We start from the raw sequence: 21,164 nt of genomic DNA, 5'->3' as shown, positions 1-21,164 counted from the left end.
ATTAATTTTAAATTTAATCAATTAAATTTAATTTAATCAAATTTTTTTGCTTAGTTTCTTTACACCACATTTCGTAACTTTCACAAACTCTCCAAAGATGATTAAAGGCTCTTTGAGATAATTCCAGAGGGAAATGGGTTTTTGTGTAGTATAATTTTGGTATTTTAAGCAAAAATTTAACCATAGAATCCTTTTGAATATCTAAAAGTCTTAATGTTTCTTCATTAATTTTCTTACCAGTAATTTTATCAATAAAATTGTTATCTTTTAATTCTGATATCCAATTTTCATGAAATTCTCCTGAGCTAATAAAATCATAATCTTTTGTTGTCATGAAAATCTCAAATGCTTGGATGTTATTAACTTCAGGATTTTGGTTTTTTATCTCAATAATTTTAGAATATATTAGTTCTGCAACTCTTAAAACGTAGGGCTTATCAATTTTAGATGTCACTGTTTATCTTTTGTGTTTCTGCATTGCAGAGTGCGCAAGAATTAAATTTGGATCTAAAAATATCTTTGAAGATTTAATATTCTTGAATGATTTAAAAGCGAATATTGCAATTGGCAACTCAGTACAACCTAAAATTATTTTTTTACATTTCATTTTTAGCAAATATTTTATAGCTGGTTTGATAGCTTTTTCGGCAGCTCTAACATTGCCCATTTTTACAAACTTGATTGCCTTATTTACTGAATTTTTTTGAAGATTTTCAGATGGATTAACTAATTGATAGCTCTGATCAAAAAACTTATTATAAACTCCAGTTTTTAAAGTACCTTCAGTGGCCAATAAACCAACTTTTGATTTTTTTTTACAGTTCTTTTTTGTAAATTTAAAAACTTCTTTTGGCATATTTATAATTGGAATATTGATTTTTTTTTGTAGATCATCAAACCAATAATGTGCTGTGTTACATGGAATAACAATAAATTTGCATTTATTCTTTTCTAATAACTTACATCCTTCAAGAAGACTTTTTAATACTTTATTATATTTTGTTTTATTAGATTTGTTTGTATTTAGATTTGATAAGTTTTTTGTTTGAGTTCCTATAGATTCTGGTCTTCCAGGAATATTTGATTTATTATACAAAACAAATAAAGGATACTCTTGATCAATTTTCCCTCTATTTAATACTGCAAGCTTATTACAAAAATCAAGACCAGCTTGAGTACCCATTCCACCTAAAATTCCGATCATAAATTTTTTATTATTTTAAATACAACTTATATAATTAAATTTTTTGACTAAAAGTTGTTTTTTATAAGATTTGGTACTGGCTGAATAAAATTATTTACTAAAAAATAAAATTTTTTCAGCCAATAGGAAGTGTGAAATTATGCAGTTTTTAAGTTAACTGCTGAAGGACCTTTAGGACCATCTTCAACATCGAAAGTCAAAGCTTGACCCTCATCTAAACCGTTCATACCAGCATCTCTTACTGCTGAAACATGTACAAACACATCTTTTTCTTTGTCTTCTCTTTCAATAAAACCAAAACCTTTGGTTGGATTGAACCATTTTACTTTACCTGTTAGACTCATATTATTTCTTCTTACTTTTTGTTATATTAATTATTACTTAAAAATTATAATTAAGTAATTTTGGCTTTGTTTAGATTTTAATGGGTTTTGTCAACAAAATAGAGAAATTATTCGATCTTATTGTCAATCTGTAGCAATCAATTTAGTCAAATAAACAGAATTAACATCTTCTTTATAATGAGCAAAAGGTTCACAAGGCTCAAAACCACAAGATTTAAAGAGTTTTCTAGCAGGAATAAAAAAATTTCCAGCACCTGTTTCAATACTTAATCTTTTAATATCTAATTTTTTTGCCTCACTTATTAGATGATTAATAACAATAACACCGTGACCTTTTTTTCTAAAATTGTCATGAATTCTAATTGATTTAAATTCTCCATGACCCTCATCTAAAAATTTTAATGCACCACATCCCATTAATTGATCATTGTTATATAAACTCCAGAATTTAATCGATGGAACTTTAAGACCAGGGATGTCTAAAACATGAGCACTTCCCTCTGGTGAGGCAGCTCTAAGCTCAACAAAATGCTTAGTTAAAAGTTTGTGAACTTCTGGATCATCAAAATTTCCTTCAATTGATTTTAACATATTATTCCAGAATAGTGATATGACCCATTTTTCTTTTATGTTTAATTTCTTTTTTTAAATAATCAAAAAAGAATTCATTATCTTTAAGTTTTGGAGAATTTCTATAGTGAGATATTTGATCTCCTAGTAAATTTATCATTTTTGCATTTGATAATTTTTTTAAAGGTATCTGTTCAAGTCCACAAACAGCTCTGATGTGATTTTCAAATTGACTTACATTAAAAGCATTAATTGTTAAATGTCCAGAATTATGAACCCTTGGAGCAATTTCATTTACATAAAGATTATCATTTCTATCTATAAAAAATTCCACACATAGAGTGCCAACATATTTAAGTTCTTCAGCAATAAGTATTGCCCAATCTTTAGATTGATAAAATATTTTTTCATTTATATCTGCAGGTATCTTAGAATGTTTTAAGATCTGATCTTCATGGGTATTTTCTATAGGTTCATAGATTTCATATTTATTATTACTAAACCTAGTTATAATAATTGATATCTCTTTTTTAAGTTTGACTAATTTTTCTAAAATATATCCTCTTGATAAATCTAATTTAAGATTTTTTAATTCTTCTGATGATGAGACAGGGTGTTGCCCTTTACCGTCATAACCTAATGTTGTAGTTTTAATTATACCTGGTAAAAAATCTTCAAGGACATCAATATCAGATTGATTTTCAACTGAGACGTATCTAGTTGTTCTTATATTTAATTTATTTACAAAATCTTTTTCTGCTAACCTATGTTGAATTAATCTATTTACTGAAGGTTTTGGTAAAACTGGTTTTAACTTGTTGATATCATTTAACGTTTCATATGGAATGTTTTCAAATTCATAAGTTACGATATCAACTTTGTTTACAAATTCATTTATTTTTTCTTTATCGTCATAATTTGCACCAATAAATTCGTCACAAAAATTTTGAGCTGGTGCTTCCAAATCATCACAAAAAATTATTATCTTTATCCCTAATTTTTTTGCAGCAATTGCAAGCATACTTCCTAATTGGCCGCCCCCAATGATCCCAAGAGTAATATTAGACATTTTATTTTGGAGCTCTTTTAACAGATTTAGTTTGGTTTGATCTCCAACTTTTTAACTTATTTTTGATCGAAGAATTATTAATAGCCATTATTTCAGCTGCAAGTAATGCAGCATTAATAGCGCCATCTTCTCCAATTGCTAAAGTACCGACAGGAATCCCTTTTGGCATTTGAGCAATCGAAAGCAAACTATCTAAACCTTTTAATTTTTTACTTTCAATCGGTACACCCAAAACTGGAATTTGAGTTAATGCAGAAATCATTCCTGGCAAATGTGCTGATCCACCAGCTCCAGCAATAATTACCCCAATATTATTTTTTTCTGCCTTTAATGCAAAATCGTACATTCTCTTTGGGGTACGATGAGCAGAAACAATTTTAGTTTCAAACGAGACACCTAATTGTTTAAGAGTTTTTTCTGCTAATTGCATAGTTTTGTAGTCTGATTGACTACCCATAACTATTGAAACTTTTTTATTAGTATTTTTTTTCATGAAAATGGCTCTCTTGTTTATTTCAAAATTAATCAAAAATTTCAATAAAATTAATAGTATTTCAATTTAGATTGATTAATCTTATTTCGTTATGAATTTTAAAATCGATAATTTGCAATATTGCAATTGGTCTAGAAAAATTTTTGAAACAAACAGAGCTGCAGGTTTAGATGCAGTTCATGTAACCATAGTTTATCATGAAGATTATGATGAACTACTAATAGAATTAAATAAGTGGGAAAAAATTTTCGAAGCTAATTCTGATCTTATATTTCTGGGAAAAGATTTTAAAGATATTGAAAAAGCAAAACTTGAAAACAAAACTGCAATATTTTTTGGTTTTCAAAATTGTTCACCAATTGAGGATGACATAGGTTTGGTTGAAAAAGTTCACGAACTTGGATGCAGATTTATGCAACTAACCTACAACAATCAATCTCTTCTTGCTACTGGTTGCTATGAAAAAATTGATAGCGGAGTAACTAATTTTGGAAGAGAAGCAATAAAAGAAATGAATAGAGTAGGCATCGTTGTTGATATGTCTCATTCTGCAGAAAAAAGTACAATGGATGCAATTGAAATAAGTGAAAAACCAATTGCGATTACACATGCAAACCCTTCTTTTTGGCATGCTGCAAAAAGAAACAAGTCTTCAGATTTGCTTAAGATGCTCAGTGATAGTGGAGGAATGTTAGGTTTATCTTTATATCCACATCACTTGAAAGAAAATACTAATTGTACTCTTGATAGTTTTTGTGAAATGGTTGCAAAGACTGCAGAAATTATGGGAGCAAGTAAAATTGGTATAGGGTCAGATCTTTGTCTTGATCAACCCGACAGCGTAGTTGAGTGGATGAGAAATGGCACTTGGACCAAAACTAAAAATTACGGAGAAGGATCAAAAAATAAACCAGGCTTTCCAAAACAACCTAATTGGTTTGAAGACACAAGAGGATTTGCAAATATAGAAAAAGGTCTCAAAAAGATTGGATTTTCAGATGATGAGACACATGGGATACTAGGAAATAATTGGTACAATTTTTATAAATCAATTTAAGTTATGCAAGTAGAACTAAGAGATCCAAATACTATTATGAAGTTATCTCGTTTGGGATCTTTTCATCAATCTAAATTATCTTTTTTAAGAAGTTTTTTGAATGAATTTAAAGACTGGGAATATAAACAAGATTTGTTTAATTTAGATGAAAATGGTTATGGTGAAGCAGTATATTCGTTTAAAAAAGACAAAAGAGTTTATTCTTTAGTTTGTTTTGCAAATCATATTAAAGATGAGGAAAGATCAGACAGAGTTATAGCTACTAAATGGGATGCGGCTTTTACTCTTCATGATGGAGTACCAGGTAAAAAAGATATTGAAAGATTGAAAAATGAAGTTCCCAAACAAGAAGTTGGAAGACTTTCTTATAAAGAACTTACATTATCAAGAGCGAATAAATCTGTACGATTATTTAATCATGTAACAGAGAGTTTAAGTCAAGGATTACAACCAGATTTAAATTTATTGTCAAAAGTCGGTTATTTATACAGAACTACTGCTGTTTATGGATCTGGTAAATTTGGTTTAGCAGATAGGTTTAGAATAAAAAATCGTGAGGAAATTAACGGACCATTTAGATTAGAAATGATGCTGGTTTATCTTGTAAGACAGTTCACTTTTGACCAAGTAAATCATGTTGCTTATCATAAGAATCCAAAAAAAGCAGTCAAACTAGACGAGCGAATCTCTAAAAATCTAGGTATTGGAAATTCTACTGGATTAGGAATGGCACCTTTTATTGTTAATCATCCAACACTTTTAAATAACTGGATCTTAAGTAGAGAAATAGCTTTAAAAAAAATTAGAGAAATTCAAAATGTAAATAAAAAGGATAGTGAACTTTTTATTGATTGTGTAAAAAAATCACTAACAAACATTACAAGTTGGAACACTGATAGTGAATATCAAAAAAAAAAAATTAATAATTTACTAAAAGATGTTCAAAAATTTTTGAAATTCATTGAGAATGATTTTGATTTTACAAGAGAATATCCTTTCAACAGTATTTATAAGTGGCTTGATAAAGAAACATGTGAAGAATGTATTGAATACATAGTATCCATTATGATGGAACCATATAGTGAAATAACTGAACCTTTAGTAAAAGAAATGAGCTCTGATGAAGAAAAATATTTTAACATACCAACTCATCGGACTGTTGAAGATTTAAGAAATATAATTGAGAAAAAATATCCAAATGTATTAGAAATAAATTTTGAAAAAAAAGAAAATAATCAAAATTTTTGGTTTATCTCAAAAAATAAAGAAGAGCCAAGATTAGCTGATAGATTTGAAGAACATGGTTCTGAATTAGAACAACCTTTAGCCATAGCTAGGGATATAAAAAAACTTTACGAAATATTATTGATTTCTAAAAATAGTCAAACCGTATCTGACTTTTTAATAAAAAACTCTGATTTAAGACATGTTATTAGAAGGGTTTTTATAGTTGAAAAATTTCCTTATTCAGAAATTCAAGATAATACAATTGGTAAAAACATAATGCCTATAGATATGTTGAGATTGAAGCTATCTTTCTTTGGGGCGTTAAAATTTGACCCAAGATCTGACAAGTGGTTAAGAATTTGTATGTTTCAAGGAGCACCATTACCTCATGAATTAAAAAATTATGATGAGCAGTGGGTTTATAAAACCAACATTTAACATGAAATCATTAAGTGAAATCGAAACCACTGTTAAAAGAGCAGCTAAAGCTAGCGGATATTCATGGGGAATTGCTGAAGAAACAGCAAAGTGCGTAAGACTATTAGAGTCCTTTGGTCTTCCAGGTATTAAACATATAAATAAATATTTTTCTCAAAGGAAAGAAAATAGTTTTCAAAATTTAAATTTAATATTAGAAAAAAATCAACCTCCAGCAAAATCTTATTGTCCAATTATTCTTGGAGTTAGTTTTTTAGATCAATCAAAATCTCTAGAATTCTTAAAAAAAATTGAATTAAATAATGTTGCTTACCCTTCAATATTTTTAGCTTTTGTAAGTAGAGCATCAGAAATTATTGGTAAAAAAATTCATATAAATCTTGATAAAAAAGAAATTATTTTAAATCTAAATTTAAATATCTATTCTAATATTCCTAATAACGAATTTCCGTCTATTGCAAATCATTTAGAGATCAGTTTTCTAGAAAATATTGATAACTTTACGGAGGAAGAGTGGAAGAATTTGTATAAATTATCTGAAGATACTTTTGTTGAAGAATCTGAGAGTTTAAAACAAGGTGGGGCAGGTGCAGGCCTAACAGATAATGACTGATAATTTTGATGAAATTAAGGATCAAGATAACAGTGAAGATTTAAATAATATTTGTGATGAGTGTAAAGAAGAGGATGAGAGTGTATCTCAAAATTTAATCTTAACTGGTTTTAAAATTTGTAAATCTTGTAGAGTTTCAAAGACTATTTTTCCAATCTAGCTAATCTGATTGGTTGGAAGCATATTCATTCTACTCATCACGAACGTGATTGATAGAAAAGCTATTATCAAAAAAGATAATAAGACTATACCAAAAGATTTAAAATTAGATTTTAAATTTAAAATTTCTTTTGTTGAAATGATTAAACCTGCAAAAATCCAAAATTGAGTAAGAAAAATTATAGGTATCATTAAATCTGGAGTTACTGCAAAAAATCTTAGTAAACCAGGAGCATGAGCAAAACCAACTGCGGTTAAAACTTTTTTAAATGATACTTTGGTTTGTTTATCTGGAAAAAGTTTAACACCTATTACAAAAATAAAGATCGCCCATATCAACCAAGTGACAATTGCTGTTAGACCCGACATTCCTATTGCTGTTTTAATGACAGTGTTAGCTGCTACTGCGCCAGCAACTCCATCTAAAATCATTATTAAGCCTGCAAAATATATGGAAGCTTCACCAAAATTTCTGTTATCAGAATAAAGTGTTTTATCTAATTTTATTGATTTGAAAACTATATTTAAAAATTCACCAAACATTAATTTTTATCTCTTTTATTTTTTTGAGCTTTATATGAAACAATTAATGGAAATACTATTAAAGCAATCGCAATAATAATGCAAATTGCTATTAAAAACCCTTTTGTCATTGAAATTTGGGGGAGTTTAAATAACTCCCCCTAAATAAATTTAGCCTTTTACAACTTCTCTTGTGTTTGCGTTGAAAGACTCTTTGAATGGAATATCCACTACTACAGCATCAACAGGCGTTCCTGGAGTTTCTGAATATTCTGCAGGTAGATGAACTTTATATTTAGTTCCTACTTTTCCTTTTGGAAAACCATTTGCATTTAATGTTCCATCAAAAGGAACATATCCCATTGCAATGTTTGTTTTCTTTTCAGGATGCCACCATGGTGATGTTAAAAATCCAACTGGATCTCCACCACTTTCAGGAGAAACTAACCAAAAGTCAGGCGCATAATTATCAATAGGTTTACCACCTAATTCCATACCAACTAGTTGGAGTTTGTATGGTTTTTTACCTGCTTTTAATTCCTCTTTCATCTTTTCTAGCGCAGCCTTACCAACATAATCAGCGGTTTTGTTCCATTCTCCTTTTCCAGACAAAGAAACTTGATAACCTAAATTACATTGGAACGGATTGTGTTGTTGATCCATGTCTTGTCCCCATGAAAGAATTCCTGCTTGAATTCTTCTGTGGTGAGCAGGAGCAATAACCATTAAGCTGTGTTTTTTTCCAGCTTCAAGTACAGCATTCCACATATCCTCAGCATATAAAGTAGAGTTTCTTAGATAAATTTCATAACCAGCTTCTCCTGAGAAACCAGATTGTGAAATCACAACATCTCTTCCACCAACTTTTGCTTCAGCTAATCCGTAGAAAGGCATATTATCGAAATCTACTTGATCTCCACATAAATCTTTCATTAATGCTTTTGATTTAGGACCTTGAATTTGAACTGGACTGACATCAATTTCTTCAATTTTACAATCAAATCTTCCATCTGCATTTACACCTTGAAGATATAAACCAATATCAGAGTCTGATAATGAAAACCAAAATTCATCTTCAGAAATTCTTAAAAGAATTGGATCATTTAAAACTCCACCATAAGCATTACATAAAATTACATATCTTGCTCTCATTGGTGAAATTTTAGTTGCATCTCTAGTGATCACATAATCAGTAAATTTTTCTGCATCTGGACCTTTAACTCTTATTTGCCTTTCAACAGCAACGTTCCACATTGTTACATGGTTTACGATAGCATCGTATTCAACCATAGCACCACCATCTTCAGGTTTTACATAACCTCTTGGGTGATAAATACGATTGTATACAGTTGCTCTCCAACAACCTGCCTGCATTGATAAATGCCAATAAGGTGATTTTCTTACCCTTGTTGAAATTAACATTTCAACTTTTGTTGGTCCACTTTGTCTTAAGTTGTATGGTACTTCTCTGTCTGACTGATCAACAGAAGTAACATGTTTTAATTTAGTATAGTCAAATTCATTAGACATAACTATTCTCCCTCAACCACTTGTTAGTTTCCTTCAAGCCGCCGAATGTATAAATGTGGAAGTTATCAGTGTGCGATTTAACTTTCCCAATTAAATCATTAGGGTCTTTAGGTTTCAATAAATCTAACGCCTTACTAAAATTAGATTTAAGAAAGTTTAAGGAATTTTTTGCCCCAACAATATTAGCAAATTTAATTAAGCTAGATATTTTTAAAGGCCCAGTGATTCCAACATGCACTGGTACGCTTTGTTTAGAAATAAAATCAATGATAGGCTGAGGATCTAATAACCACTGTGTTACTATATAATCAGCGTAAGGCTTTTTATCTATCATTGCTTTTTCTAAATCTGTATCGGATATATCAGGACTCCCTTCAGGATGTCCAGCTATTCCTATTTTCATTTTTTCAAAATAACCTGTTTCTAAAAGTTGAAATGAACTATCAAATTTTCCAAGTGGCTCTCTTCCTCCCCCAATAATTAGTGCTTGCTTCACTCCTCCATCTTTGCATCTTGTAACATAATCTTTTAGCTCACTATCATCATGCATTGATCTTGCTGGAAAATGAGGAACTGGATTAAATCCTTTTTTTACAAGTTCCACTGCTTTGTCTGCTGTTTCTTTATAATCTCCTCCTGGGAGCATAGTGATATAGACATCACTTAATGGAGGTAAAGTTTCAAGATCTGTTTTTGGACCAATCTCCAAAGAAAAATTCATAATTCGGATCTTTATTGATTTTGAAATATGAGTCTAGAAAATTCGTTTGAGCCAAAGTTACTTCTTCAGCTGACCTCTGTGCTTTTGAATTCTTTGACCGTACTGCTGAGTGACCCTGTCGAAGATAATTGCTAAGGCTACAATTGCTAAACCATTCATCATTCCTAATGCTAAATATTGGTTAGAAATTGCTTGTAAAATAGGCACTCCAAGACCTTTTACACCTATCATAGATGCAATCACAACCATTGCTAAAGCCATCATAATTGTTTGGTTAATTCCAGCAAAGATTGTTGGAAGTGACAATGGAATTTGAACAGTTTTAAGTTTCTGCATTGGAGTTGCTCCAAATGCCTCACTCGCTTCTAAAGTTTCTTTGTCTACTTCTCTGATCCCCAGATTGGTTAGCCTTACAATTGGAGGCAAGGCATAAATACAAACAGCTAAAAGTCCTGGAACTTTACCGATACCTAGAAGCATAATTATAGGAATTAAATAAACAAAACTTGGAATAGTTTGCATCATATCAAGTATTGGTAAAATTGCTTTTTCTGCTCTTTGAGATTTAGACATAACAACACCAATTGGGATTCCTACCGCTATACAAACAAGAGTGGATACAGATATTATGGCTACAGTTGCCATACAATTTTTCCACATTCCAAAATAACCGATAATCAAAAAGCATACCACCGTACCTATAGTTAATTTTATACTTCTAGAACCTATCCAAGCTAATAATGCAAAGACACCGATTACTACAGGCCAAGGACTATTGATTAGTAACTTTTCTAACCAGATTAAAAAATATAAAAGTGGATCAAAAAAACTTTCTATACCTTCGCCATAGGCTCTTGAAAATTCTTTAAAACTAAAGTCGATTCCTTTCTTAAACTCTCTAAGAGCTGTTCTATCCATTACTGGAATTTTAGTAAAGAAATCCATAAATCTTTTTATTAAAATCGAACCCGTTTGACAACGGGTTCGATAAGTTTATTTAATTAAAGTGCTTTTTTGATTTTTGCAGCAGCATCGCTTGAAACCCATTTAGACCAAACACCTTCTTGTGTTTTTAGGAATTCAATTGCAGCATCTGCACCCTCAGCTTGGTTTTCTCCCATCCATACTAACATTGAGTTCATAACTGGGCCTGGGTATGTTCTTTTCTCTAAGTAACTCATACCTTCTGCACCAGCAGTTTTTTTGTAGTTGTCAGTAGCGATAGTAAATACTTCAGATTTTACCCATGAAGATTTTTTAGGAGTACCACATTCTTGTTCAGGTTTTACAAGACAATTATCCCAATTCTCTTTTCCACCCCATTCTCCCATGTCAACAGACTGAAGATTGTATTTTCCTACTAAAGAAGTTGGTGACCAGTAATAACCAAACCAGTTTTCTCCTCTTTCAGCAGCTTTAGCAATTGAACCATCAAGTCCTGCAGCAGAACCAGTTTCAACAATTGCCCAACCTTTTTCTTCCATGCCCCAAGCTTTAAAGTGTTGCTTGTTAATTAATTCACAAGCCCAACCTGGAGGACAAATGTGGAAACCACCTTTTGATGGATCCTCAGGGTGAGGAAACAGATCAGGTCTTTCTAAAATTGCAGCAGCACTTGTTAGCTCAGGATGCTTTTCTAGAGTAGCAGGTAATACCCACCAACCTTCACCTAAACCAGTGATTGGAGCTGTATTAATTGAATGCATTTTGCCTTCATCAACAGCTTTATTCAAAGCAACTATTGCAGCGTTAGCCCAAAATTCTGGAGCAACATCTGGCTCACCTTTTTCTTGCATAGATGTAAATGTAGGCATTGTTGCACCTGGAACCAATTCTACAGAACATCCATAACCTTCTTCTAATATAATTTTATCAACTTCAGCCATAAAGTTTGCTGAGGCCCAGTTCATATTAGCGATAGTTATATTTCCACAAGCAGCATTAGCTACACTTCCAAAAGAAGTAAGACCAAAAACAACTGCTAGGGAAAGAAGTATTCTTTTAATTTTCATTATATCTCCCAATATTTGATTCATTTAAAAATTAAATTGAACATATTGAGAGAAATATTGCAAATTAAATTCAATTATAAGTTGAAGTCAAATTGTCTTTAAATACTCATTAAATTTAGTTATGGTTTTTAAATGAAATTTTCAGCAAATTTTTTTTTCAAAGAGTTTGTTTATATTTTAAATTGTAAAACAGTTTTTCAGCAAATCATTATTAGAGAGTCGTAATTTTTAAACCTAATTTAATTTTTTAATTAATTAATTAAAGGAGGTTTATGAATTTAAATAAAAAATTATCAGAAATCTTAGATCCTAAAAAAATAGAAGTGGTTAAAAATCCTATAGAGAAAGCTCATGGATTACCTAATGAGTGTTATTTGAATGACGATTATTTAGAATTTGAAAAAGAAAAAGTTTTTAAAAATAATTGGACGATGGTTGGTGTTGCAAGCTCGGTTCCAAATCCTGGTGATGCAAAGCCATTTAATCTTTTAGATATTCCAATATTAATAGTCAGAAACAAAGATAATGAGATAAAAGTTTTTCATAACGTTTGTAGTCACAGAGGTTTCAAATTAGTTGACCAAGAATGTAAATTAAAAAATGTAATAAGATGTCCTTATCATTCCTGGTCTTATGATTTTAATGGTAAATTAACTGTTACTCCTCATATAGGAGGATTAGGAAAACATGATGTAGAAGGATTTGATAAAAATAATAGCAACCTTAAAGAAATAAGATCAAAAGTTTGGATGGATTTAATTTTCATCAACATAAATTTTAACGCAAAACCATTTGAGGAATTTATTAAACCTTTAGAAGATAGATGGTCTAAGTTTATTTCTAAAAAAGATCAACAACTAATAAGACATGCTTCTGACAATGGTTACTTTAATATGACCGTAAATAGTAATTGGAAATTTGCTATAGAGAATTATTGCGAAAGCTATCATTTGCCATGGATACATCCAGAGCTGAATAGAGTTTCAAATATTGCAGATCATTATCATATAGAAGATGAAAATTTTAATTTCTCTGGACAAGGAAGTGGTAAATATTCACAACAGTTCGATGGAAATATAAAATTTAAATGTTTTCCTAATTGGCCAAGTGAAGTATCTGAAAAATCTGAATATGTATCATTATACCCAAATGTAATGTTGGGAATTCACATAGATCATTTTTATGCATTTTGGTTAGAACCAATTTCAAACAATCAGACAAAAGAACACTTTGAATTATATTATATCGGAGATGAAAGCGCTTCGAGCGATGAGTTTAAAAGGATTAGAGAAAAAAATTTTGCATTTTGGCAAGAAGTTATGAACGAAGATGTAACTGCAATTGAAGGAATGCAAAAAGGGCGAAGTTCACCAGCTTACAATGGTGGAAATTTTTCACCTGTAATGGATACACCTACTTTGATGTTTCACAAATGGGTTGCAACAAATTTAACAAAATGAAAGGATAAATTATGAAAAAAGATTTAATTACAAGGTTAAATGAGGGTCCTATCATGTGTGCAGAAGGATACCTTTTTGCAATGGAAAGAAGAGGTTATCTTTCAGCAGGTCCATTTGTTCCTGAGGTTGTGTTGGAGCATCCTGAAGTAGTAACTCAATTACATAGAGAGTTTATCAGAGCTGGTTCAGATGTAGTTCAAGCATTTACTTATTATGGTCATAGAGAAAAACTAAGAATAATTGGTAAAGAACATTTGTTAGAACCAATGCAAAAAGGCGCTCTTAAAATTGCAAAAGATGCTGCAGCTGAATTTAAAGATTTAGATTTGATGGTTTGTGGAGATGTTGCAAACACAAACGTGTTTGATCCTGGTGATGCAAATACTCATAAGCAGTGCCAACAAATGTACGAGGAGCAAGTTGCTTGGGCAAAAGAGGCTGGAGTTGATTTTGTTATTGCTGAAACAATTAGTTGGACTGATGAAATGAAAATTGCTTTGAAAGCAATTAAGGACGCTGGGCTAATAGCAGTTTGTAATTTTGCAATTCCCAGAGGAGATAAAACTAGAGAAGGACACAGTGCTGAAGATGCATGTAAGATGATGGAAGATTTAGGTGCCGATGTAGTTGGTCTAAATTGTTATAGAGGACCAGAGATGACGATGAAACTTTTAAAAAAAGTTAGAGACAAAGTTTCTTGTCATGTATCAGGGCTTCCAGTCCCTTACAGAACTACTGAGGAAGAACCTGGTTTTTTAAATATTACTGATCATGGTTGCGATTGTATTCCTGGTGGAAATGCATTTCCTGTAGCTTTAGATAATTTATTTTGCAACAGATTTGAAATGGCAGAATTTGCAAAAGATTGTGTTCAGAACAAAATAAATTTTATTGGTATATGTTGTGGTGCTGAAGCTCATCATGTTAGAGAAATGTCTGTTGCAATTGGTAAAAAACCAATTTCAATGAAATACATGCCAGACATGAGCAAACATTTTCATCATGGTACTGATAAATCTTTAAAAAAAGTAAATAAAGAAATTAAATATTAATGGAAAAGCATGCCAAAGTTGTAATCATAGGTGGTGGTGTAGTTGGGTGTTCTATTCTTTACCATTTATCTAAATTTGGATTAAAAGATTGTATTTTACTTGAAAGAAATGAATTAACATCAGGTTCTTCGTGGCATGCTGCTGGAAATGTTCATGTAATTTCTTCTGACCCAAATATCTCTCGGATGATGGCTTACACAATTGGTTTATATAAAGAGATTGAAAAAGAGTCCGGTCATTCAACAGGATTTAAACCTAGTGGAGGTTTTTACTTAGCATCAAATGAAGTATGGGCTGATTATTTAAAGAGAGAAAGATCAAAAGCAAGATACATGGGACTTGACCAAGAATTTATTTCTTTAGAAGAAGTGAAAAAGAAACATCCGTTAATTGATCCGTCTAGATACTTGCTAGCATTATGGGATCCTATTGATGGTGAAGTTGATCCATCAGGAGTTACTTATGCTTTTGCAAAAGCCGCAAAAGTTCATGGTGGAAAATATTACACTCATACAGTTGTTAAAGACACGAAGCAAAAAGAAGATGGAACTTGGGATGTCTTTACTGAGAAAGGAAACATTAATGCTGAAATAGTAATTAATGCAGGTGGTTTATGGGCAAGAGAAGTTGGTCAATTAGCAGGAATAAATCTTCCAGTTCAGCCAATGGAACACCACTATTTAATCACCGAACCTATTCCAGAAATTGAAGCAATGGGAGATCAACGATTACCTATAGGAACAGATTTTGAGGGAAATATTTATTTTAGACAAGAAGGAAAAGGTATGTTGCTTGGAACTTACGAGCCAAAATCAACTCCTTGGAAAGTAGAAGGAACTCCAATGAATTTTGGACATGAATTACTTGAGCCAAAATTAGATAATATTGAAGATCGATTAGCAATTGGTTTTGAGAGAATGCCAGCATTAGAGCGTGCAGGAATAAAAAACATTGTGAATGGACCTTTTACTTTTGGTCCAGACGGAAGTCCATTGATTGGTCCTGTACCTGGAATGAAAAATTATTGGGTTGCAGTTGGTGTGATGGCTGGTTTTTGCCAAGGGGGTGGAGTTGGAAAATGTATTGCTGAATGGATTATTGATGGTGAACCTTCAATTGATGTTTGGGCAATGGATGTTGCTCGTTTTGGAGATTATGCATCCCCTCAATATGGAACAATAAAATCTTCAGAAAATTATGAGCGAAGATTTATTATGACATTTCCTAATGAAACTTTACCAAAAGGAAGAAAACAAAAAACAACAGCACTTTATGATCGATTTGTTAATCAAGGAGCTGTGATGGGAGATAGTTTTGGATTAGAGAATGTTTTGTGGTTTGCAAATAATAAAGAAGATGCTCATGAAGAACCTACAATTAAAAGATCAAGATCACATGACTATGTTTCAAAAGAAGTTATTAATGTAAGAGAGAATGTTGGTTTGATAGAAGTTGCAAATTTTTCAAAACATGAGTTCAAAGGCCCAGATGCTAGAAAATTTTTAGATCACATAATGGCTGGGAAACTTCCTAAACCTGGAAGAATATCTTTATCACCAATGTTATCTTATAGGGGGAAATTGTGTGGAGATTTAACAGTTGCTTGCTTGGATGAAAATGAATTTATGGTATTTGGATCTGGTGTTGCCCAAGAAATGCATAGACGTTGGTTTGAAAGTCATTTAGATAAATTTAATTTAAATTATTCTAATAGATCTGATGAGTATCATGGTTTGTCTATTGCAGGACCTAACTCAAGGAAAGTTTTAGAAAAAATTGTAAGAGACGATGTTTCAAATGAAAAATTTAAATTTAGAGATTCTAGAAGAATGTTTATTGGAGGAGTTCCTGCATTAGTAAATAGAATTTCATTTACTGGAGAGCTTGGTTACGAAATTTATGTAGCTCCTCATTATCAACTAAAATTATACGAAGAACTAATTGAAGCTGGAAAAGAATTTAACATTAAACCCTTTGGTGGAAGAGCATTAATGTCGATGAGGCTTGAGAAAAATTGGGGAGCTTGGACATTAGATTATAGGCCAGATTTTACTGCTAAAGAAACAGGATTAGATGCTTTTATAAATTGGGATAAAGAATTTATAGGTAAAGAGAGTGCACAAAAGGAAAACTCCTCACACAAACTTACACCTTTAATTGTTGAAACCAATGATATTGATGTAACAAATAATGAAGCCGTTATGAATGGAGATCAAAGTATAGGTTATGTTACTTCAGGTGGTTTTGCACATTTTGTAAATAAGAGTGTTGCTTTTACTTTTGTTGATCAGGATAAAATTAAATCCGAAAATAAAGTTCAAGTAGAGATAAATGGAGATTTATTTAATTGCTCAATTATTAAAGAACCACTTTATGATCCAAGTGGTCAAAAAATGAGAAGTTAATGTCTGATCAGGATAAAGACGTATCTAAAAATTTAAACATTTATAAATTAGACAAAACAGAAGACGTGATGAGTTATTACGCAGATTGGGCAGAAAATAACAAATATAATAAAGACATGATTGATTGGAACTATACCGGTCCAAAAGAAACAGCCGCAGCTTTTAATAAACATCAGCAAAATAAAAATGCATTAATACTCGATGCGGGTTGTGGTACAGGGTTAGTTGCTCAAGAATTAGAGAAATTTGGATTTAATAATTTTCATGGAATAGACTTATCTCAAGATCTTTTAAATTCAGCTCCAAAAAACCTTTACAAAAAATTAAGTAAATTAGACTTAAACAAAGAAATTCCTGAAGCAGATAATACTTATGATAGCGTGTTATGCGTTGGAACTTTCACATTTGGTCATGTCAAAAATAATGCTTTAGATGAATTTTTAAGAATTACCAAACCAGGTGGCTATATTGGTTTCACCATAAATGAGGGTATTTTTAAGAAATACAGTTTTGATACAAAAATAGAGGAATTTAAAAACAAAGAATTATGGGAAGAAAAAGATTTCTTTAAATCAGATTACATAGCTAGTAAAAATGTAAATGCATGGTTAGGAATTTATAAAATTACAAAATGAGATTTAAGAGAAAAATAGTTCCAGAATTTAAACCTAAACAGAATTTTATTATCAAAAAAAGATTAAGAGAAGACGAGATTGATTTTGATAAGCTAAGATCTTATCGTTTAGATAGAGTTAAAAAAGAATTAGAAAAAAATAATTTAGAAGCGTGTATTTTATTCGATCCGGTAAATGTTCGATATGCATTAGATAGTGTAAACATGAGTGTTTATAATATGCATAACTTAACAAGATATTGCTTTATTCCAGTTAATGGTCCTACAATACTTTATGAGTATTTCAATTGTGAGAAATTAACAGAGCATTTAAATCTTATTGATGAATTAAGACCTGTAATTACTTGGGATTATTTTAGTAACGGTGATCAATCAGAGCAACAATTAAAAAAATGGGTTAATGAAGTTAAAGATTTATCAAACTCATATTTTAAATCTAAAAAAATTGCTATTGATGTTTTAAATGGTCCTGCGGTTTCAGCATTAAATAAAGAGAATATCCAAGTGGTTGATGCTAAATTAATTTTAGAACAAGCAAGAGTAATAAAATCAAATGATGAAATTAAATGTATGAGATCAGCGATTGATGTCGCTGAGATGGGTATTGTTAAGATGAAGGAACAATTAAAACCAGGAATGACTGAGAATGAATTATGGTCAATACTCCATCAAACGAATATAGAAAATTATGGTGAGTGGATTGAATGTAGATTGTTAGCTTCAGGAGAAAGAACTAATCCATGGATGCAAGAATGCAGTAATAAAATTATCCAAGATAAAGAAATTGTTTCTTTTGATACTGACATGGTTGGCCCCTATGGTTATTGCGCAGATATATCTCGTGCATTTGTTGTTGGAAACAAATTTAATGATGATCAAAAAAAACTATATTCAATGGCAGTTGAACAAATTGATTACAATTCTAATTTAATTAAACCAGGATTATCGTTTAAGGAATTTATTAAAAAATCATGGAATTTGCCTGATGACTATTATGGAAATAGATATTCTTGTATGGTTCATGGAATTGGACTCTGTGATGAATGGCCATTCATAAGATACCCAACAGATGGTGGTCAAAAGGAAGGTTGTTTTGAGAAAAATATGACTATTACAGTAGAAAGTTATATTGGAAAAGTAGGTGGTAAAGAAGGTGTTAAGCTTGAGCAACAATACTTAATTGGTGAAAATGCACTTGAATTAATGTCCCATCATCCGTTAGAAGATATTTAATGAAAATTATTTTGGTTATGGGTTTACCTGGTGCAGGTAAAACAACTTTAGCAAATGAAATGGCGCCTCATTTAAATGCAAAAAGATTAAATGCTGATGAAGTTAGAAAAGCAGCTGATGATTGGGATTTTTCAGAGGAAGGTAGAGTAAGACAAGCTAAAAGAATGGCTGAATTTGCTCTAAAATTAAAAGCTGAGGGTCATTATGTAATTGCAGATTTTGTTGCTCCTACACCGGAGGCAAGAAGCTTGTTTCCAGCAGATTTTAGAATTTGGGTAGATACAATAAAGAAAGGTAGATTTGAAGATACTAACCAAATGTTTGTTAATCCAAAAAACTTTGACTACCATGTAACAACTCAGGATGCTAAGAAATGGGCACCTTTAATAATTGAGGAGATAAAAAAATGACATATCAATGGGATAATAAAAAACCTACAGCGCAAATGTTAGGAAGATGGCAACCCTTTCATGATGGGCACTATAAACTGTTTAAAGAGATAATAAAAAAAACAGGACAAGTTTGTATTCAAATAAGAGATGTACAAGGTGTTGATGATAATCCATTTGATTTTGAAACTGTAAAAAAAAATATTGAAGAAAGATTAAATCCTGAGTTTGAAGGTCAATTTAAAATTATGTTGGTTCCTAATATTACAAATATTTGTTACGGAAGAGGTGTTGGATATAAAATTGAGGAAATAGTTTTAGATGAAGAAACTCAAAAAATCTCGGCAACTAAAATTAGAGCTCAAATGAGAGAAGAGGGTAAATTAAAATAATTTTTAATGAACGATAGATTAAGTACTATTGTCGATTTAAAAAGATATCCTATTCACGATTTAAATTCTCCAATCATTAAAAATTTAGTTAAAAAATGTAAGGAAGAATTAGACCAATATAGTTGTTCAACTATCCCAAATTTTATTTTGCCTAAATCTTTAGAGGTAATGAATATAGAATTGGAAAAACAACTTGATGAAGTTTATATGTCAAAAGAAAGCATCAATGCATATCTTTATGCTAAAGATGATCCAAGTTTACCTGCAAAACATCCAAAAAGAAATTTTATGGAAAGGTATAATGGATATTTAAATTCAGATTGCTTTCCAAAAAATTCAGAAATGAAATATCTTTATGAAACAGAAGAACTTTTAAAATTTGTTTCTGCATGTTTAGGAATTTCTCCTATTTATAGATGGGCAGACCCTTTAGCTTGTCATGCGTACAATGTTATGAAACCAGATGGAATTCTTCCTTGGCATTTTGATAGTTGTGAATTCACTTTAAGCTTGATGATCCAGAAACCTGAAAAAGGAGGTGTTTTTGAATATTGTCCAAATATTAGAGCACCAGGTAATGAAAATTTTGATGAGGTTAAAAAAGTATTAGAAGGAGATAGATCAAGAGTTAGACAACTTAAATTAGAACCTGGAGATCTTCAAATTTTTAAAGGAAGATTTACTCTGCATAGAGTTACAAAAATAGAAGGTCAAAAATCTAGGTATATGTGTATTCCTGCTTATGTCTTAGATCCTTATAGGGTAAATACACCAGAACACTCAAAAGCAATTTATGGTAAAGTTTTACCAATTCATATAGAAAGAAATCAGGCTAGATCCGATGGATTAACTGATTAAATGATTAGTAATATTAAAATAAAGAGAATTAATTCAGAGATTTCATCAATTATAATTGATGAACCAAAAACATATAATTCTCTTTCATTTAAAAATCTTTCCGATTTATTAAAATTATTAAAAAAATTAGATGCTGATAAAAAAACTAAAGTAATAATCATAGAGGGTGGAGGTAAAGGATTTAGTGCTGGCCACAATTTAAAAGAAGTTAGAAGTCTTAAAAATAAAGACAAATACCAAAAGTTATTTAATCTTTGCTCCAAGGTTATGTTGCAAATTGTTGAGGGAAAAAAACCAGTTATTGCTAAGGTTCATGGCGCAGCTTTTGCAGCAGGCTGTCAGTTAGTTGCAAGTTGTGATCTTGCATATAGTACTAAAGACTCTTTATTCGCGACACCAGGTGTAAATATTGGATTGTTTTGTAGCACACCAATGGTGGCTGTTAGTAGAAAAATTAATCGTAAACCAATGATGCAGATGCTTTTAACAGGAGAGCCTATCAAAGCAAATTATGCAAAAGAAATTGGTTTAATAAATGATCATTTTTCTAAATCAAAATTAAACGATGAAGTTTTAAAAGTAGCAAAAAAAATTGCATCGAAATCTAATTTGACCATTAAAATCGGAAAACAGGCTTTTTATAAGCAATTAGAAATGCCTTTAAGAAAAGCCTATGCGTACACTAGCAAAATGATGACAGTCAATATGATGGCAATGGATGCCAAAGAGGGTATTTCGGCCTTTTTAGAAAAAAGACAACCAAATTGGAAACATAAATAACA

General features: G+C 31.0%; 24 protein-coding genes. 13 read left to right on the top strand and 11 right to left on the bottom strand.

Annotated elements, in window-relative coordinates:
- Positions 1 to 13 precede the first annotated feature (13 nt).
- From ACTTAW_RS06770 to purE, 6 genes are all read right to left on the bottom strand, one after another.
- The gene (locus tag ACTTAW_RS06770) at positions 14 to 454 is read right to left on the bottom strand and encodes a hypothetical protein (protein WP_440634377.1); all 441 of its coding nucleotides are present in this window, start codon (positions 452 to 454) and stop codon (positions 14 to 16) included.
- A 3-nt stretch (positions 455 to 457) separates the two neighbouring features.
- Positions 458 to 1,204: an aspartate/glutamate racemase family protein gene (locus tag ACTTAW_RS06765; protein ID WP_440651660.1), complete on the bottom strand. Its 747-nt coding sequence runs from the start codon at positions 1,202 to 1,204 to the stop codon at positions 458 to 460.
- A gap of 137 nt (positions 1,205 to 1,341) precedes the next feature.
- Positions 1,342 to 1,548, bottom strand: coding sequence for a cold-shock protein (locus ACTTAW_RS06760; RefSeq protein WP_075506166.1), 207 nt, complete (start codon positions 1,546 to 1,548; stop codon positions 1,342 to 1,344).
- Between the two features lie 123 nt (positions 1,549 to 1,671).
- On the bottom strand, positions 1,672 to 2,139 hold the full coding sequence (locus ACTTAW_RS06755; protein ID WP_440614119.1) for a GNAT family N-acetyltransferase: 468 nt from the start codon (positions 2,137 to 2,139) through the stop codon (positions 1,672 to 1,674).
- A 1-nt stretch (position 2,140) separates the two neighbouring features.
- Positions 2,141 to 3,187 (bottom strand): 5-(carboxyamino)imidazole ribonucleotide synthase, encoded by a 1,047-nt coding sequence (locus tag ACTTAW_RS06750; RefSeq protein ID WP_440651658.1) that lies wholly within the window; start codon positions 3,185 to 3,187, stop codon positions 2,141 to 2,143.
- A 1-nt stretch (position 3,188) separates the two neighbouring features.
- Entirely contained in the window at positions 3,189 to 3,680 is a 492-nt protein-coding gene (gene purE / locus ACTTAW_RS06745) for a 5-(carboxyamino)imidazole ribonucleotide mutase (protein ID WP_262590420.1), read from the bottom strand.
- Positions 3,681 to 3,771: 91 nt separating this feature from the next.
- On the opposite strand from purE, the gene ACTTAW_RS06740 reads away from it, so the two are divergent.
- The 4 genes from ACTTAW_RS06740 to ACTTAW_RS06725 are packed head-to-tail and all read left to right on the top strand — an operon-like array spanning position 3,772 to position 7,175.
- Positions 3,772 to 4,737: a membrane dipeptidase gene (locus ACTTAW_RS06740; protein WP_440634381.1), complete on the top strand. Its 966-nt coding sequence runs from the start codon at positions 3,772 to 3,774 to the stop codon at positions 4,735 to 4,737.
- Between the two features lie 3 nt (positions 4,738 to 4,740).
- Positions 4,741 to 6,402, top strand: coding sequence for a hypothetical protein (locus ACTTAW_RS06735; protein WP_440651656.1), 1,662 nt, complete (start codon positions 4,741 to 4,743; stop codon positions 6,400 to 6,402).
- Position 6,403: 1 nt separating this feature from the next.
- Positions 6,404 to 7,015 (top strand): DUF3726 domain-containing protein, encoded by a 612-nt coding sequence (locus ACTTAW_RS06730; protein ID WP_440651654.1) that lies wholly within the window; start codon positions 6,404 to 6,406, stop codon positions 7,013 to 7,015.
- Positions 7,008 to 7,175 carry a hypothetical protein gene (locus ACTTAW_RS06725; RefSeq protein WP_262590424.1) on the top strand — a complete coding sequence of 56 codons (168 nt, stop codon included), beginning with the start codon at positions 7,008 to 7,010 and terminating at the stop codon, positions 7,173 to 7,175. Before ACTTAW_RS06730 ends, ACTTAW_RS06725 begins: the two co-directional genes overlap by 8 nt.
- Here the strand turns inward: ACTTAW_RS06725 and ACTTAW_RS06720 are convergent.
- From ACTTAW_RS06720 to ACTTAW_RS06700, 5 genes are all read right to left on the bottom strand, one after another.
- The gene (locus ACTTAW_RS06720) at positions 7,172 to 7,717 is read right to left on the bottom strand and encodes a hypothetical protein (protein ID WP_440614125.1); all 546 of its coding nucleotides are present in this window, start codon (positions 7,715 to 7,717) and stop codon (positions 7,172 to 7,174) included. The genes ACTTAW_RS06725 and ACTTAW_RS06720 overlap by 4 nt on opposite strands.
- A gap of 150 nt (positions 7,718 to 7,867) precedes the next feature.
- Entirely contained in the window at positions 7,868 to 9,226 is a 1,359-nt protein-coding gene (locus ACTTAW_RS06715) for an aminomethyl transferase family protein (protein ID WP_440634385.1), read from the bottom strand.
- On the bottom strand, positions 9,219 to 9,947 hold the full coding sequence (locus ACTTAW_RS06710) for a methylenetetrahydrofolate reductase (protein WP_440651652.1): 729 nt from the start codon (positions 9,945 to 9,947) through the stop codon (positions 9,219 to 9,221). Before ACTTAW_RS06710 ends, ACTTAW_RS06715 begins: the two co-directional genes overlap by 8 nt.
- Positions 9,948 to 10,004: 57 nt before the next feature.
- Complete coding sequence (locus ACTTAW_RS06705) at positions 10,005 to 10,892, bottom strand: ABC transporter permease (RefSeq protein ID WP_440651651.1); 888 nt, start codon at positions 10,890 to 10,892, stop codon at positions 10,005 to 10,007.
- A gap of 56 nt (positions 10,893 to 10,948) precedes the next feature.
- On the bottom strand, positions 10,949 to 11,959 hold the full coding sequence (locus ACTTAW_RS06700) for a glycine betaine ABC transporter substrate-binding protein (RefSeq protein ID WP_440651649.1): 1,011 nt from the start codon (positions 11,957 to 11,959) through the stop codon (positions 10,949 to 10,951).
- Between the two features lie 272 nt (positions 11,960 to 12,231).
- Here ACTTAW_RS06700 and ACTTAW_RS06695 point away from each other — a divergent pair, with 272 nt between their 5' ends.
- Genes ACTTAW_RS06695 through ACTTAW_RS06655 form a run of 9 tightly spaced genes read left to right on the top strand, consistent with a single transcriptional unit; the run spans position 12,232 to position 21,162 of the window.
- Positions 12,232 to 13,419 (top strand): aromatic ring-hydroxylating oxygenase subunit alpha, encoded by a 1,188-nt coding sequence (locus ACTTAW_RS06695; protein WP_440651647.1) that lies wholly within the window; start codon positions 12,232 to 12,234, stop codon positions 13,417 to 13,419.
- Positions 13,420 to 13,430: 11 nt separating this feature from the next.
- Positions 13,431 to 14,471, top strand: coding sequence for a homocysteine S-methyltransferase family protein (locus ACTTAW_RS06690; RefSeq protein WP_440634387.1), 1,041 nt, complete (start codon positions 13,431 to 13,433; stop codon positions 14,469 to 14,471).
- The gene (locus tag ACTTAW_RS06685) at positions 14,471 to 16,876 is read left to right on the top strand and encodes a GcvT family protein (RefSeq protein WP_440651645.1); all 2,406 of its coding nucleotides are present in this window, start codon (positions 14,471 to 14,473) and stop codon (positions 16,874 to 16,876) included. The genes ACTTAW_RS06690 and ACTTAW_RS06685 overlap by 1 nt, the downstream gene beginning before the upstream one ends.
- Positions 16,876 to 17,511, top strand: a complete 636-nt coding sequence (locus ACTTAW_RS06680; RefSeq protein WP_440651643.1) for a class I SAM-dependent DNA methyltransferase — start codon at positions 16,876 to 16,878, stop codon at positions 17,509 to 17,511. The genes ACTTAW_RS06685 and ACTTAW_RS06680 overlap by 1 nt, the downstream gene beginning before the upstream one ends.
- Positions 17,508 to 18,743 carry a M24 family metallopeptidase gene (locus tag ACTTAW_RS06675; protein WP_440651641.1) on the top strand — a complete coding sequence of 412 codons (1,236 nt, stop codon included), beginning with the start codon at positions 17,508 to 17,510 and terminating at the stop codon, positions 18,741 to 18,743. The genes ACTTAW_RS06680 and ACTTAW_RS06675 overlap by 4 nt, the downstream gene beginning before the upstream one ends.
- Positions 18,743 to 19,153 (top strand): AAA family ATPase, encoded by a 411-nt coding sequence (locus ACTTAW_RS06670; RefSeq protein WP_440634391.1) that lies wholly within the window; start codon positions 18,743 to 18,745, stop codon positions 19,151 to 19,153. The genes ACTTAW_RS06675 and ACTTAW_RS06670 overlap by 1 nt, the downstream gene beginning before the upstream one ends.
- Positions 19,150 to 19,524 (top strand): cytidyltransferase, encoded by a 375-nt coding sequence (locus ACTTAW_RS06665; protein WP_075506148.1) that lies wholly within the window; start codon positions 19,150 to 19,152, stop codon positions 19,522 to 19,524. Before ACTTAW_RS06670 ends, ACTTAW_RS06665 begins: the two co-directional genes overlap by 4 nt.
- A 6-nt stretch (positions 19,525 to 19,530) precedes the next feature.
- On the top strand, positions 19,531 to 20,382 hold the full coding sequence (locus tag ACTTAW_RS06660; protein WP_440651639.1) for a HalD/BesD family halogenase: 852 nt from the start codon (positions 19,531 to 19,533) through the stop codon (positions 20,380 to 20,382).
- A complete protein-coding gene (locus ACTTAW_RS06655) occupies positions 20,383 to 21,162 on the top strand; it encodes an enoyl-CoA hydratase (protein ID WP_440651637.1) in 780 nt (259 codons plus the stop codon).
- Positions 21,163 to 21,164: the final 2 nt, after the last annotated feature.

The organism is Candidatus Pelagibacter sp. HIMB1495, assembly GCF_052047955.1.
Classification (GTDB): Bacteria; Pseudomonadota; Alphaproteobacteria; order Pelagibacterales; family Pelagibacteraceae; genus Pelagibacter.
The sequence above is the reverse complement of the archived record's forward strand: the minus strand, read 5'-3'. Positions and strand labels throughout refer to the sequence as shown.

Excerpts from the sequence above, each read along its gene's own strand:
- ACTTAW_RS06720 (WP_440614125.1), bottom strand. The coding sequence starts at position 7,717 with ATGTTTGGTGAATTTTTAAATATAGTTTTCAAATCAATAAAATTAGAT.
- ACTTAW_RS06690 (WP_440634387.1), top strand. The coding sequence starts at position 13,431 with ATGAAAAAAGATTTAATTACAAGGTTAAATGAGGGTCCTATCATGTGT.
- ACTTAW_RS06730 (WP_440651654.1), top strand. The coding sequence starts at position 6,404 with ATGAAATCATTAAGTGAAATCGAAACCACTGTTAAAAGAGCAGCTAAA.
- ACTTAW_RS06755 (WP_440614119.1), bottom strand. The coding sequence starts at position 2,139 with ATGTTAAAATCAATTGAAGGAAATTTTGATGATCCAGAAGTTCACAAA.
- ACTTAW_RS06740 (WP_440634381.1), top strand. The coding sequence starts at position 3,772 with ATGAATTTTAAAATCGATAATTTGCAATATTGCAATTGGTCTAGAAAA.
- ACTTAW_RS06765 (WP_440651660.1), bottom strand. The coding sequence starts at position 1,204 with ATGATCGGAATTTTAGGTGGAATGGGTACTCAAGCTGGTCTTGATTTT.
- purE (WP_262590420.1), bottom strand. The coding sequence starts at position 3,680 with ATGAAAAAAAATACTAATAAAAAAGTTTCAATAGTTATGGGTAGTCAA.
- ACTTAW_RS06665 (WP_075506148.1), top strand. The coding sequence starts at position 19,150 with ATGACATATCAATGGGATAATAAAAAACCTACAGCGCAAATGTTAGGA.
- ACTTAW_RS06750 (WP_440651658.1), bottom strand. The coding sequence starts at position 3,187 with ATGTCTAATATTACTCTTGGGATCATTGGGGGCGGCCAATTAGGAAGT.
- ACTTAW_RS06710 (WP_440651652.1), bottom strand. The coding sequence starts at position 9,947 with ATGAATTTTTCTTTGGAGATTGGTCCAAAAACAGATCTTGAAACTTTA.
- ACTTAW_RS06685 (WP_440651645.1), top strand. The coding sequence starts at position 14,471 with ATGGAAAAGCATGCCAAAGTTGTAATCATAGGTGGTGGTGTAGTTGGG.
- ACTTAW_RS06670 (WP_440634391.1), top strand. The coding sequence starts at position 18,743 with ATGAAAATTATTTTGGTTATGGGTTTACCTGGTGCAGGTAAAACAACT.
- ACTTAW_RS06660 (WP_440651639.1), top strand. The coding sequence starts at position 19,531 with ATGAACGATAGATTAAGTACTATTGTCGATTTAAAAAGATATCCTATT.
- ACTTAW_RS06735 (WP_440651656.1), top strand. The coding sequence starts at position 4,741 with ATGCAAGTAGAACTAAGAGATCCAAATACTATTATGAAGTTATCTCGT.
- ACTTAW_RS06675 (WP_440651641.1), top strand. The coding sequence starts at position 17,508 with ATGAGATTTAAGAGAAAAATAGTTCCAGAATTTAAACCTAAACAGAAT.
- ACTTAW_RS06705 (WP_440651651.1), bottom strand. The coding sequence starts at position 10,892 with ATGGATTTCTTTACTAAAATTCCAGTAATGGATAGAACAGCTCTTAGA.
- ACTTAW_RS06700 (WP_440651649.1), bottom strand. The coding sequence starts at position 11,959 with ATGAAAATTAAAAGAATACTTCTTTCCCTAGCAGTTGTTTTTGGTCTT.
- ACTTAW_RS06695 (WP_440651647.1), top strand. The coding sequence starts at position 12,232 with ATGAATTTAAATAAAAAATTATCAGAAATCTTAGATCCTAAAAAAATA.
- ACTTAW_RS06680 (WP_440651643.1), top strand. The coding sequence starts at position 16,876 with ATGTCTGATCAGGATAAAGACGTATCTAAAAATTTAAACATTTATAAA.
- ACTTAW_RS06760 (WP_075506166.1), bottom strand. The coding sequence starts at position 1,548 with ATGAGTCTAACAGGTAAAGTAAAATGGTTCAATCCAACCAAAGGTTTT.
- ACTTAW_RS06715 (WP_440634385.1), bottom strand. The coding sequence starts at position 9,226 with ATGTCTAATGAATTTGACTATACTAAATTAAAACATGTTACTTCTGTT.
- ACTTAW_RS06725 (WP_262590424.1), top strand. The coding sequence starts at position 7,008 with ATGACTGATAATTTTGATGAAATTAAGGATCAAGATAACAGTGAAGAT.
- ACTTAW_RS06655 (WP_440651637.1), top strand. The coding sequence starts at position 20,383 with ATGATTAGTAATATTAAAATAAAGAGAATTAATTCAGAGATTTCATCA.